Consider the following 12,140-nt stretch of genomic DNA (forward strand, 5'->3'; position numbering starts at 1 on the left):
GTATATTTTTTTGCTAAAAAAAAATGGAGAAAATTTCATAAAAAATTCGTTTTTGTAGCGTAGTGAAATATATTAATTGGCATTAATAGGAGTTGAAATCATGAAAATAGCTGTTCCAAAAGAAGTTAAAAAAAATGAGTCTCGCGTGGGTTTAAACCCTGTGAGTGCCGCTGCATTAGTAGATGCAGGTCATGAACTTATGATTGAGTCGAAGGCAGGAAGTAGAGCTGGTTTTAATGATGTTTTTTATGATAAATCCGGCTGTATTATTTGCGAAGATCGCAAAGTTTTACACGATTGGGCCGATATGATTATAAAAGTCAAAGAACCCCAAAAAGATGAAGTCGCACTTTATCATGAAAATCAAATTATCTTTACCTACCTTCACCTGGCCGCGGATGATGATCTGCTTCAGGGCTTATTAGATAAACGCGTACATGCTTTGGCCTACGAAACACTTCAGCTCGATAATGGCTCATTGCCCTGTTTAAAACCGATGTCTCAAATTGCGGGACGCTTAGCCATACAAGAAGGAGCCAAATACTTAGAAAAACCCAGTGGGGGCCGAGGAGTGCTTCTAAGTGGCGTACCAGGAGTTCGCACGGGTAAAGTCTTGATTTTAGGTGCGGGAATCGTGGGTTTAAGTGCCTTGAAGATTGCAGTGGGAATGGGTGCGGCTGTTACTATTATGGATATTAATGAAGCTCCCTTAGGTCGAATTGACGAAATTCATGAAGGGCGCGTGCAAACCTTGTTTGCGACTCGGGCAAATATCGAGCAGGAATTACCCTCAGTAGATTTAGTTGTGGGTGCGGTATTAATACCAGGTAGTAAGGCTCCGAAGCTCATTAGTCGTGACATGCTCAAGTTAGTGAAAATGGGTGCAGTCATCGTGGATGTAGCCGTCGATCAGGGGGGTTGTGTTGAAACGTCTCGACCAACGACTCATGATGATCCCGTTTACGAGATTGATGGTGTTTTACATTATTGTGTAAGTAATATGCCTGGTGCGGTCCCACTTACGGCAACGCAGGCCCTATGTGCACAGACCTTACCTTACATAAAAATGATTGCGGACTTAGGTTTAGAGAAAGCCTTAGAATCTAATACGGCACTGCAAAGAGCCGTAAACTTAAGCCGAGGACAAATCATCCATCCTGCCTTGATGTGATTAGAGTATTTATTTTTATCTGAATACAAAAAAAAGCGAAGCCCGGAGGCTTCGCTTTTTTAAATGATTGAAGTAAGACTTAAGCTTCGATTAAGTGCTTATGTAGATCTTCGACTTTTTCACAGCCGACTTGTTCCATAACTTGCTGAACTTGCTTCTTAAGGATTTGCATGGCTTGATCACCACCCTTTGATCCCATTGCACAAGCGCCAAACATGGGTGCACGTCCGAGAAAAGTGAAATCTGCACCGGAAGCGACAGATGATGCAATATCTACACCAGAGCGAATACCACCATCCATCATAAGAGTCGTTTTGCCTTTCAGGGCTTTGGCTAATTTATTAAGAGGCTTAATAGTAGATTCACCTGAGTCGAGCTGGCGACCGCCGTGATTTGATACAATCATACCATCTACGCCCAAGGCAATAGCTTTATTAGCATCTTCCTCATTCACGATACCTTTAATGACCAAGTTTCCTTTCCATTTATCACGGAGGGGTTTGATTTTTTCTTCAGTCAAACGGCCAGAAAAAGTTTTGTTCATAAAGAGACCTAAGTGCTTCATGCTAAGCCCTTTTGGGATATAAGGCTTCATCGTTTCGAATTCAGGTTTACCCGCAAGTAATTGTTCCCAAACCCAACGAGGTCTGCCCATCATTTGCATGATGTTGCGAGCCGTCATACGAGGTGGGATAGAGAGACCATTACGAATTTCTTTCGGACGGTAGGCAAATGTTGGTGTATCAGCTAAGATAACTAAAGTTTTGCAGCCGGCAGCCCAAGCACGCTCGAGAAGTTTATCACGAAGATCGTTTTCGGCTGGGTGGTAAAGCTGGAACCAAAAATCGCCTTCGGTAATTTCGGCAACAGTTTCAATGCTGGCAGTACCAACTGTACTCAGGCAAAAGGGGACATTGTGTTGCTTTGCGGCTTTCGCAAGGATTTCACAAGATTTAGGCCACATTAGTCCCTGAAGACCTACAGGAGCAATGCCGAAAGGGGCATCATAAGTTTTGCCAAAGAGAGTGGTCTCTTGTGAGGCGCCTTTGAAATCTCTTAGGTAGTGAGGTTGTAGTTGAACATCGCGAATTTCGCTAGTATTACGAGCTAAATTGACTTCGGAAAAGCATCCGCCAGTTAAGTAGTCATAAGCAAAACCAGGCATGCGTTTTTTGGCGCGTTCAGCTAACCATTCTATCGAGGGGTAACGTGAGTCCATTTTGATTTATCCTTTTAGTTTAAGTGAAGTATCACTTAACGGTACATTTACGGTCAAGGTGAGTATATCCGCCATCAGCGTAGAGGATTTGACCTGTGGTGTGTGAAGAGCGAGTCGAAGCAATGAAAGCCGTTAAGTCAGCTAATTCTGCAATAGTGGTCATGCGTTCACCGAGAGGTATCATTTGAGAAATGCGATCTTCTTCGGCTTGTGGATCATCAAGAGTACTGAGCCAGTTTTCATAAAGAGGCGTCATGCATTCGGCAGGAATGATAGAATTCACACGAATATTTTTCATGCGGAATTCGAGTGCCCATTCACGAGTCAGAGCATTGATAGCACCTTTTGCAGCGGCATAACCTGTAGCATTGCCTTGGCCTGTTTCGGCAACTTTAGAGCCAATATTGATGATATTGCCCTGAGATTTTTCTAAGTGTGGAAGAGCGTAATGAACGAGCTCAAAAACATGGATAAGGTTATTTTTAAGTGATTGCTGAAATTTGTCTAGTGAGTCAGTGATATTACAGCCATCATTGATACCGGCGTTATTGATCAAGACATCAATGGCGCCAAATTTTTCAATTGTTTGATTGATAATGCTTTCACAGATACCAGGAGAGGTTAAATCACCTGGAATATAGAGAACTTCAGTGCTTTCTTGAAGTTTAGCAATAGCTTTTTCTGTCGCTGCAGAAGGACGGCTAGGGATAACGAGTTTTGCGCCTTCAGCTGCTAATGATTCGGAAATACCACCGCCGATTCCGCGAGCGCCACCAGTGACGATGATGACTTTATCTTTTAAATTGAGGTCCATAGAGTTTTCCTGAGTTTAGTGAAACTTGAAGCGCAAGTCTCATGTGAAATTATAAATGGCTACTTTGATGACTTAGGTCGAAATTTTGCAGGTTCCGCAGAACCTGCAAAACAGAATTAGGCTTGGTGAGCTTTAGCCGTTTGAGCTGATTCGCCAAGACCTTCGATACCGAGCTCGATGACATCACCAGGCTGAATATACTGAGCAGGCTTGAAACCAAGACCAACGCCAGCAGGAGTACCTGTAGAGATAACGTCACCCGGCTCGAGTGTCATGTATTGACTGAGGTAAGAGATCACATGCTGAACATTGAAAATAAAGTTTTCTGTTGTGCCGTTCTGCTTTTGAACGCCATTCACTTTGAGCCACATTTTGAGACTATTTGGATTAGCAATCTCGTCAGCAGTCGCCATGAATGGACCGAGTGGTGCGAAAGTATCACAGCTTTTACCTAGTACCCATTGACCTGATTTTTCGAGCTGATAAGCGCGCTCAGAGTAATCATTGTGAAGTGAGTAGCCAGCTACATAGTCGAGTGCATCCGCTTCAGAAACATAAGAAGCTTTTTTGCCGATAACGACTGCGAGTTCAACTTCCCAGTCAGTTTTTTCACTATTCTTAGGAATAACGATGTCATCATTAGGACCTACGAGTGCACTAGTCGCTTTAAAGAAAACTACGGGTTCAGCAGGAACAGCCATTCCGCCTTCTTCAGCGTGATCTTTAAAGTTAAGACCGATACAAACGATTTTACCTGGACGTTTAAGGATGGCACCGAGGCGAACATCAGCAGCTACAGCTGGGCAGTTAGAAAGATCAGCAGCAGAAAGTTTTTCTAGGCCACCATTTTCGAAGAATTCTGGTGTGTAGTCTTCAGTGATTGAGCTAACATCGATACGTGATCCGTCTTCTAATTGGAGACCTGGTTTTTCTGCGCCGAAAGCGCCAAAGCGAATAAGTTTCATTATTTTATCCTTTTTATCTGTATTTATTATATAGTTATTGAATGATTATTTTTTGATCTTTAGGAAACCGCCATCAACAGGGAAGTCTGTGCCTGTAATGAAAGCCGCTTCTTCAGATGCGAGGAAAAGAGCCATGTTGGCGATTTCTTCTGGTTTTCCCATGCGACCAATTGGTTGAGTAGCAGAAAGTTTTTTGAACATTTCTTCTTCTTCACCAGGGTAGTTTTTGGCGATGAAACCATCAACGAAAGGAGTGTGGACACGCGCAGGTGAAATTGAGTTACAACGAATACCTTTATCAACGTAGTCAGTAGCAACCGAAAGAGTCATGGTATAAGCTGCGCCTTTGCTCATGCTGTATGCAAAGCGATCAGGAATACCAATGCTTGAGGCGATTGAAGCGAGATTTACAATGGAGCCACCGCCATTTTCGACCATTTGTGGGATGCCAGCTTTGAGGCAGTTAAAAACACCTTTCACATTGACGTTGTAGATGCGATCGAGTTCTTCTTCAGTACAAGTCTCGACGTTGCCAACGGCAGCAATGCCGGCATTGTTTACGAGGACGTCAAGAGGGCCATGTTCAGCTTTAAGGCTTTCGAAAATAGTTTGAATACCAGCGCCATCGGAAACATCACATTTATAAAATTGAACTTTGCCACCGCTAGATTTAATGGCATCTACTGTTTCAGTAGCTTGTTCTTCGTTAAAATCTAGGAGTGCTACAAAAGCACCTTCAGCTGCAAATCTTTCTGTGATTGCACGTCCAATACCAGATCCGCCGCCAGTAACGACTGCGATTTTATTGTCTAATTTACCCATGTTAATTTCCTTTGTTATGATATAATTTTTTTGATTGTTGAACATGTTTTAAGAGCAGAGTTGAAGCAAGATCGGCATCTTGATTTTTTATTGCTTGAGTTATAGCCGCGTGCTCATCGCATAAGTTGGCAAGCATTTCTTTTGAGCTATAAACCTGCATGCTTATTTTCACGAAGGCTTCATAGAGTGATTCTAGAAGAGTGTAAAATAAATCGTTTCCAGAGGCTTTAATGATGCTCAAATGAAAGGAATGATCCAAACGGCCAAATTTCTCTAAATCATCAAAGTTATTACGCATCTCTTCAATGCGCTTCTCAAGAGTTTTGATGAGCGAATCATCGGGATTTTGGCAAACAGTTCTGATGCAGTCAGTTTCTAATAATTCACGTAATTCGATGATTTCTTTATAGAGTGGCGTATCAAGGTTTAAACTTGCCAAGAGGGACATAGACCTCTGTAAGTTTGAGGTGTTATTGCGACTTATATAATTGCCACTTCCGGGAATTGAATGAATGATTCCTTGGGATTTGAGTTGCTGAATAGCTTCTCTCACAACGGTTCGACTCACTCCAAATGATTGACAAAGACGAGCCTCGGATGGAATAGGCTGATCTGGAACAAAGCGTTTGTCTAAAATGCTTTTCTCAAGTTCTTTCGCTACTTGGGCGCTCAGTTTTTCTCTGTCGTTTAAAGTCTTGAACATTTTAGCCTTAGAATAAGTTATTGCAGCAGTATAGATCTGTATGACAGCTTCTTGTAGTATAGATCTGTATGACAGCTTTATCAAGTGCTGAATAATATTTTTTAAGAAGTGGAGGGAAAGAGGCTACTTAAAAGATGGATAAGCACCTTGATGCGTTCCTTCAGAACTCCCTTTGGAAATTTATCATTCCGTTCCTAGGGCTGACGCCCTAGGCTAATCTGATGCGTGCTTTCAGCACTCTCTGAACCAATTCCTTATCTCATACTCCTAGGGCTGACGCCCCAGGCTAATTTGATGCGTTCCTTCAGAACTCCCTTTGGAAATTTATCATTCCGTTCCTAGGGCTGACGCCCTAGGCTAATCTGATGCGTGCTTTCAGCACTCTCTGAACCAATTCCTTATCTCATACTCCTAGGGCTGACGCCCCAGGCTAATTTGATGCGTTCCTTCAGAACTCCCTTTGGAAATTCATCATTCCGTTCCTAGGGCTTACGCCCTGGCTTTTATACACTTTTTTGAAGAGCTAATAATTCGAGGGAAAGGTCTATCCATTCACCAGTCAATTGTTTAAGTTTTTTATAGTTGTGAATTTGCTCTGAAACATTGTGTAGATCTGCTTCTTTTATGAACTGTGTATATCCTTTGCCTTTTCTCCTATAACTAAGCTTATGATATGGCCCATGCTTTTGGGGATCCTGCTTGTCTTTACACTTACAGCTGGGGTTTCCACACACATTATATTGTTGTGAAATACTTCCAGGTCGGAGTTCTCCTAGTTCAGAGATTTCCTGTTTTATTCTTTCGATTCGTGCTTTTATTTCCTGATCAGTTTTACTCATTATAAAGCCCCTTTTATTCGTTGAAATAATTACCGATATCACTATAGTGATATCGGTAATTATTTCAATATAAATCAATCGATGGAAGGTGATTAAAATGATAGCGGAAAAAGAACTGGAGCTATGGCATGAACTTGCTCAAAAAGTTGGGATGAAACATCTTTCTACGAAGAAGGCTTTTCTACGTCAGCTGGAGCTATATAGCAACTCACCTACGGGATCATCATGTCAAATAGCGGGTAGGTCCCCAAGTACTCTTCCTTGGAGTGAAGTTATTTCTACGTATCGTTTTATGGATAATGAAAATATTAGTTTAAAGGCTTTGCGTAGTTTTCGTCGTGAGCTCAGCTTAGCACATCACCCCAAAGGAAGTGATGTACTAGTCATGAACGATATTTCATTATTAGACTATTATCATCACACTACCAAGGAAGATCGACGAGCTATTGGTGACGGCAAAGGGAAAGGTTATGAGTATGTTTGTAACCTTGCGGTCAACCCAAGTGATGGAGGTGTCCTAGGCGTTCTTCACGATTGTCTAGTTAACTGTGATGGGCCTGACGATGTGGATATGGTGGATTATTCAGATTCGTATCTGAAGAAATATCTGAGCACAGATGATTTAGAAGAAATCAAAGAAAACCATAAACACCAAATGGTCTCTCATATTCGCGCTAGTGCAGAGCACTTGAAAGAGTGGAACCCAATTCATGTAGGAGATCGGGAGTTTGATGATATTTTTATCATGTTAGCCACGATGGATAAAAACCATGATTTTGTACTGCGAGCCAAGAGTATTCGGAATGTTCAAACACCAAATTTTGACGCGTTACCTGAATCCGCTCTTGTAAAAAAACAGGGTGGACATCCCATGAAAGATGGATATGTCTGTACAAAAATTAGTGAACTTATCAAGTATATCCCACTCAGTCCTTATAAGGAATTGCCCTTAGATGGACGCGGTCGAGTAACGGAGCAGATAAATGCTAAACGTAACGCGCAATTACATATAGGCAGTGTACCAATCAGCTTATATCGTCAGGCCAAACGAAATCATAAATATATAAAAACCCCGCAAGCAGTAGATGTCAATTTAGTTGTTATCAAAGAACTTAACCCTCCTGAAGGTGAAGAACCTTTGTTGTGGATTCTTTTTACAAACAGGGATGTAGATACCTTAGAAAAAATGACCTATATTGGAAAAATTTATGAATTGAGGTGGAAAATTGAGGAATTTTTTCGCCTCTTAAAGACCACTTATAAATTGGAGCAAGCACGCTATAATTCAGCTTCCAAAGTCGCCCGTTACCTAGTTTTAATAACTATTGCAGCTCAAATGACCATGAAACTCCGAAGTCTTGCGGGTATTAGTCAATCAGCTTCTCTCGACGATGAGGAATACCATAAAGTCAAAGAAGCCATGAAACACCCAAATGATGATAAGATCGACATCAATTTGAGACTCTTTGCTCTTATCGCTCGTAGAGGCGGTTGGTTAGGACGAAGGCGAGACCCCATTGGTTCAACAATTTTATCCAGGGGTATGATGGATGTCTTGACCGTATTGCAATTTCAACAAGAACACAAAGACTTGTTAAATGAACTGCAAAATAATCCTCAAAATATCTTTTAACCTAGCCCTTCAAAAAAGTGTATAAAAGCCAGGGCTTACGCCCCAGGCTAATCTGATGCGTGCTTTCAGCACTCTCAATCATATATAAGTGATTTATTTTGAATACTGAAAGTATGGATTAGTATAGCCCAATGGCGTAAGCCTTGGGTACATAGAGCCTGATCAAATATAGAATGCTGAAGGCATGGATAAGTGCCTTGATGCGTGACTTGTGATAAATTATTTTCATTTAAAATTCACAAAAAATTGTAATCATTTATGAGCTTAAGTAAATTATAGGTAAAGGAAAGGAGTAGTCATGAGTCAGTCACTTTGTCAAAATTATATACACATCATTTATCACATTAGTTTTAGTGAGCCAGTTAACATTCCCTTAGAATTAGAAGCAGGCTTACACGCCTACTTGGCAGAGATTTGCAAAAGTCAAAATTCGCCTGCTTTGGTAATAAATGGAACTAAAGATCATGTACATATCCTATGTCAATTATCGAAGAAGTTATCGATCGTGGAATTATTAATGAAATTAAAGTCAAACTCATCACGTTGGATGAAAGTGCAAGACAGCCTAAATCCCTATTTAGAGAAATTTTCTTGGCAAAAAGGATATGGCAGTTTTCCTGTGAGTGCATCTAAGTTAGATATAGTGCAGCAATATATTTTAAATCAAAAAGAGCATCACAAGAAATTAACATTTAAAGAAGAGTATTTAATGTTTTTGGATAAGTATCATGTTGAATACAATGACAAATATTTGTGGGATTAGGGACTTGATGCGTTCCTTCAGAACTCCCTCTGGGAATTTATCATTCCGTTCCTAGGGCTGACGCCCCAGGCTAATCTGATGCGTGCTTTCAGCACTCTCAATCATATATAAGAGATTCATTTTTGAATACTGACAGTATGGATAAGGGCCTTGATGCGTGCTTTCAGCACTCTCAATCATATATAAGAGATTCATTTTTGAATGCTGAAGGCATGGATAAGAGCCTTGATGCGTGCTTTCAGCACTCACTGAAGCAATTCCTTATCTCATAATCCTAGGGCTGACGCCCCAGGCTAATCTGATGCGTGCTTTCAGCACTCTCAATCATATATAAGTGATTCATTTTTGAATACTGACAGTATGGATTAGTATAGCCCAATGGCGTAAGCCTTGGGTACATAATGTGTATCACAAAAACTGAATGCTGAAGGCATGGATAAGAGCCTTGATGCGTGCTTTCAGCACTCACTGAAGCAATTCCTTATCTCATAATCCTAGGGCTGTCGCCCCAGGCTAATCTGATGCGTTCCTTCAGAACTCCCTTTGGAAATTCATCATTCTGTTCCTAGGGCTGACGCCCCAGGCTAATCTGATGCGTGCTTTCAGCGCTCTCAATCATATATAAGTGATTCATTTTTGAATACTGAAAGTATGGATTAGTATAGCCCAATGGCGTAAGCCTTGGGTACATAGAGCCTGATCAAATATAGAATGCTGAAGGTATGGATAAGGGCCTTGATGCGTGCTTTCAGTACTCACTGAAGCAATTCCTTATCTCATAATCCTAGGGCTGACGCCCCAGGCTAATTTGATGCGTGCTTTCAGCACTCACTGAACAAATTCCTTATCTCATATTCCTAGGGCTGACGCCCCAGGCTAATCTGATGCGTGCTTTCAGCACTCGTTTCTGTATTTTTTTTATCCCTAGGCCTGTACTTAAAGTATTTGCTTAAAAAGCCATGAAAAAGTGCTTCCGTGAAGAAGCACTTTATATGAGTTTTTGCTTGGGCAATAAGTTTTCTTAATTAATCTAAATCATACATGTCTTCGGAGCCAGAACCCAGGGTTGAAGTCGATGGCAAGAAGGTACTTCTGACACTGCCATCGGCAAAACCGATGTTTGAAAACATTTGTTTTCCATGCTGAGAATGAGTTCCCGCCCAATCAGAATATCCCGAAATCGCGTACTGTCGACTGCCCAAGTTCCTAGGGGCGACGAATTCTCTAATCATAACCGTTGAAGAAGGCTTTGCAACATCAGCTTGTGTTGCCGAGCCCTTAGTCCAGCTTAAGTTTGAGTTGAGTATGTAATTTCTCTTTGGGTAACCAGCAGCATCTATCTGGCTAAATTCCGCGGATGGGCAATAATATAACTTGTCCCCTCCCTGCACATTATTTGGATGAATCCAGTTCCAATACGTCCACCCCAATAACATCTTTCGACCATCATAGCCATCTAAAGCCAAGTAGTCATCCCAGACATCACTTGTACGGTACTTTTTAAGGCCAACAACATAGTGATCTTGGTTGTCATCGGGAACCATCAGTAAAAACGTAGAAACTTGTTTGAGGTTATTGATACATACAGATGTCTTAGCTTTCCTTCTTGCTTTACCAAGGCTAGGTAAAAGTAAGGATCCAAGAATGCCGATGATTGCGACAACTACCAAGATTTCAATGAGGGTAAAATTTTTCTTATTCATAATTTTTCCTTTTTCAATACCTATTTATAGAACTCTATATTCTGTTAATGTGTAAAACACGCATAATAAGCACCTTGCTACTGTATAATTGTTTTATTATGATGTATAATGAATCTAATATGTAAAAATATGCACTATCTCGAGCCTGATGCAGAGTTGTTTTATCACTATTCAGCAAGAACTTATGACTTTAAGAGATTACCTAAAAAGGCCGTTTTTTGAAGCTATTAATTTGGTGACAATAGCATCGAAGATGCGTCATGTTTTTAGCCTTGGGGGTAGGCGAAGCTCACTCCCAAGGAATCGATTATCCATCACTAGATCATCGAAGATGGTCAATTAATTCGCCCTCGTCGAGGACGAGATTTACAATCTGTTTTTTCACCTGGGGTTTTACTCCAGGCTAAGTACATTCATCCTCTCCGAGGGTGTAAAATCATGCTTCCGTTTTTCAAATACAATGATTTTCATGCCGAAGCTAAGCCTCTGCAGCGTAGCTTCGGCAGGCATGTTTTTTTCAAACACCACGGACTTACTCCATGGCTATTTTATGCGTGTTTTTAGTACTCCATGAGAGAATGACTTAGGCATGAAGCGCAGCAGGAGCTACGCGGTCCAGTTGTAAAAAAAAAAGCCCTTGACTGGTGAGTCAGGGGCTTTTTTGAGTGAGTTTTTTAGAAAGAGTTTAAAGCTGATAGAACTTAGCGGCGTTGGCGCCAAAAACTTTAGCTTCTGCAGTAGCAGAATGTTTTTTGGTGAAGTCAAGAGCGAGATTATGAACTTCAGAATACGTTCCGCTTAGTAGGCAAACGGGCCAGTCGGAGCCATACATGATGCGATCTTCGCCAAAGGCATTAAAGATAACTGACATATATGGATCAAAATCAGCACTATCCCATCCTGGCTTGGTTTCTGTTACCATGCCCGAGAGTTTGCAATAAACATGAGGGTATTTAGCGACTTCATTTATATCTTCAGCCCATTCATCAATTTGGCCTTCGCCAATTAAAGGTTTGGCAATGTGGTCAATCACTAAGCGCATTTCAGGAAGTTCTTCCAGTAATTGTTTAACTGCTTTAAGGTGTTTTGGAAAAACTAAGATGTCATAGCTGTAGCCTTTTTCAGCAAGTAGTTTGAGGCCACGGATAAAATTGGGGTCGAGCATAAATTCAGGCTCTTGGCCTTGAAGAATTTCGCGAAAGCCGCAAAGAGTTTTTTCATCTTTGAATTCTTCGAGAACTTCAGCAAGCTTATCGTCTTTTAAATCAATCCAGCCCACAACTCCAGCAACATGCTTATATTGCTTAGTGAAGTCCAGGAGCCAGCGCGTCTCTTCTAAAGTACAGCGAGCTTGAACCGCAACAGAAGCATCAACTTGATGTTGATCGAATTCTTCTTTTAAGTGAGGAGGAAGAAAATCACGACGGAGAACACTCATGGAGTCGTCAATCCAGTCATATTCTTCTAGAGAGTAATTCCAGAAATGTTGGTGTGAATCAATGCGCATA

General features: G+C 41.2%; 11 protein-coding genes. 3 read left to right on the forward strand and 8 right to left on the reverse strand.

Annotation, left to right across the window (positions count from 1 at the left end):
- The first annotated feature begins 100 nt into the window (after nt 1–100).
- A complete protein-coding gene (ald, locus tag PQO03_RS03195) occupies nt 101–1,171 on the forward strand; it encodes an alanine dehydrogenase (RefSeq protein ID WP_274151068.1) in 1,071 nt (356 codons plus the stop codon).
- Between the two features lie 79 nt (nt 1,172–1,250).
- On the opposite strand, the gene PQO03_RS03200 is transcribed toward ald, so the two are convergent.
- From PQO03_RS03200 to PQO03_RS03225, 6 genes are all read right to left on the reverse strand, one after another.
- The gene (locus tag PQO03_RS03200) at nt 1,251–2,390 is read right to left on the reverse strand and encodes an alpha-hydroxy acid oxidase (RefSeq protein ID WP_274151070.1); all 1,140 of its coding nucleotides are present in this window, start codon (nt 2,388–2,390) and stop codon (nt 1,251–1,253) included.
- Between the two features lie 31 nt (nt 2,391–2,421).
- On the reverse strand, nt 2,422–3,204 hold the full coding sequence (locus PQO03_RS03205; RefSeq protein ID WP_274151072.1) for an L-fucose dehydrogenase: 783 nt from the start codon (nt 3,202–3,204) through the stop codon (nt 2,422–2,424).
- Nucleotides 3,205–3,320: 116 nt separating this feature from the next.
- Nucleotides 3,321–4,169, reverse strand: a complete 849-nt coding sequence (locus PQO03_RS03210; protein WP_274151073.1) for a fumarylacetoacetate hydrolase family protein — start codon at nt 4,167–4,169, stop codon at nt 3,321–3,323.
- Between the two features lie 45 nt (nt 4,170–4,214).
- Entirely contained in the window at nt 4,215–4,991 is a 777-nt protein-coding gene (locus PQO03_RS03215; RefSeq protein ID WP_274151074.1) for an SDR family NAD(P)-dependent oxidoreductase, read from the reverse strand.
- 1 nt (nt 4,992) lies between these two features.
- Entirely contained in the window at nt 4,993–5,694 is a 702-nt protein-coding gene (locus PQO03_RS03220; protein WP_274151076.1) for a FadR/GntR family transcriptional regulator, read from the reverse strand.
- Between the two features lie 503 nt (nt 5,695–6,197).
- A complete protein-coding gene (locus PQO03_RS03225) occupies nt 6,198–6,533 on the reverse strand; it encodes a DUF6788 family protein (protein WP_274150887.1) in 336 nt (111 codons plus the stop codon).
- Between the two features lie 97 nt (nt 6,534–6,630).
- Here PQO03_RS03225 and PQO03_RS03230 point away from each other — a divergent pair, with 97 nt between their 5' ends.
- On the forward strand, nt 6,631–8,166 hold the full coding sequence (locus PQO03_RS03230; protein ID WP_274150886.1) for a transposase: 1,536 nt from the start codon (nt 6,631–6,633) through the stop codon (nt 8,164–8,166).
- Between the two features lie 298 nt (nt 8,167–8,464).
- Complete coding sequence (locus PQO03_RS03235) at nt 8,465–8,929, forward strand: transposase (protein ID WP_274151077.1); 465 nt, start codon at nt 8,465–8,467, stop codon at nt 8,927–8,929.
- 1,025 nt (nt 8,930–9,954) lie between these two features.
- On the opposite strand, the gene PQO03_RS03240 is transcribed toward PQO03_RS03235, so the two are convergent.
- Both PQO03_RS03240 and PQO03_RS03245 read right to left on the reverse strand, forming a co-directional pair.
- On the reverse strand, nt 9,955–10,632 hold the full coding sequence (locus PQO03_RS03240) for a type II secretion system protein (protein WP_274151079.1): 678 nt from the start codon (nt 10,630–10,632) through the stop codon (nt 9,955–9,957).
- Between the two features lie 685 nt (nt 10,633–11,317).
- Nucleotides 11,318–12,139, reverse strand: a complete 822-nt coding sequence (locus PQO03_RS03245; protein WP_274151081.1) for an amidohydrolase family protein — start codon at nt 12,137–12,139, stop codon at nt 11,318–11,320.
- Nucleotide 12,140: the final 1 nt, after the last annotated feature.

Source organism: Lentisphaera profundi (genome assembly GCF_028728065.1).
Classification (GTDB): domain Bacteria; phylum Verrucomicrobiota; class Lentisphaeria; order Lentisphaerales; family Lentisphaeraceae; genus Lentisphaera; species Lentisphaera profundi.

Excerpts from the sequence above, each read along its gene's own strand:
- ald (WP_274151068.1), top strand. The coding sequence starts at position 101 with ATGAAAATAGCTGTTCCAAAAGAAGTTAAAAAAAATGAGTCTCGCGTG.
- PQO03_RS03200 (WP_274151070.1), bottom strand. The coding sequence starts at position 2,390 with ATGGACTCACGTTACCCCTCGATAGAATGGTTAGCTGAACGCGCCAAA.
- PQO03_RS03205 (WP_274151072.1), bottom strand. The coding sequence starts at position 3,204 with ATGGACCTCAATTTAAAAGATAAAGTCATCATCGTCACTGGTGGCGCT.
- PQO03_RS03210 (WP_274151073.1), bottom strand. The coding sequence starts at position 4,169 with ATGAAACTTATTCGCTTTGGCGCTTTCGGCGCAGAAAAACCAGGTCTC.
- PQO03_RS03215 (WP_274151074.1), bottom strand. The coding sequence starts at position 4,991 with ATGGGTAAATTAGACAATAAAATCGCAGTCGTTACTGGCGGCGGATCT.
- PQO03_RS03220 (WP_274151076.1), bottom strand. The coding sequence starts at position 5,694 with ATGTTCAAGACTTTAAACGACAGAGAAAAACTGAGCGCCCAAGTAGCG.
- PQO03_RS03225 (WP_274150887.1), bottom strand. The coding sequence starts at position 6,533 with ATGAGTAAAACTGATCAGGAAATAAAAGCACGAATCGAAAGAATAAAA.
- PQO03_RS03230 (WP_274150886.1), top strand. The coding sequence starts at position 6,631 with ATGATAGCGGAAAAAGAACTGGAGCTATGGCATGAACTTGCTCAAAAA.
- PQO03_RS03235 (WP_274151077.1), top strand. The coding sequence starts at position 8,465 with ATGAGTCAGTCACTTTGTCAAAATTATATACACATCATTTATCACATT.
- PQO03_RS03240 (WP_274151079.1), bottom strand. The coding sequence starts at position 10,632 with ATGAATAAGAAAAATTTTACCCTCATTGAAATCTTGGTAGTTGTCGCA.
- PQO03_RS03245 (WP_274151081.1), bottom strand. The coding sequence starts at position 12,139 with ATGCGCATTGATTCACACCAACATTTCTGGAATTACTCTCTAGAAGAA.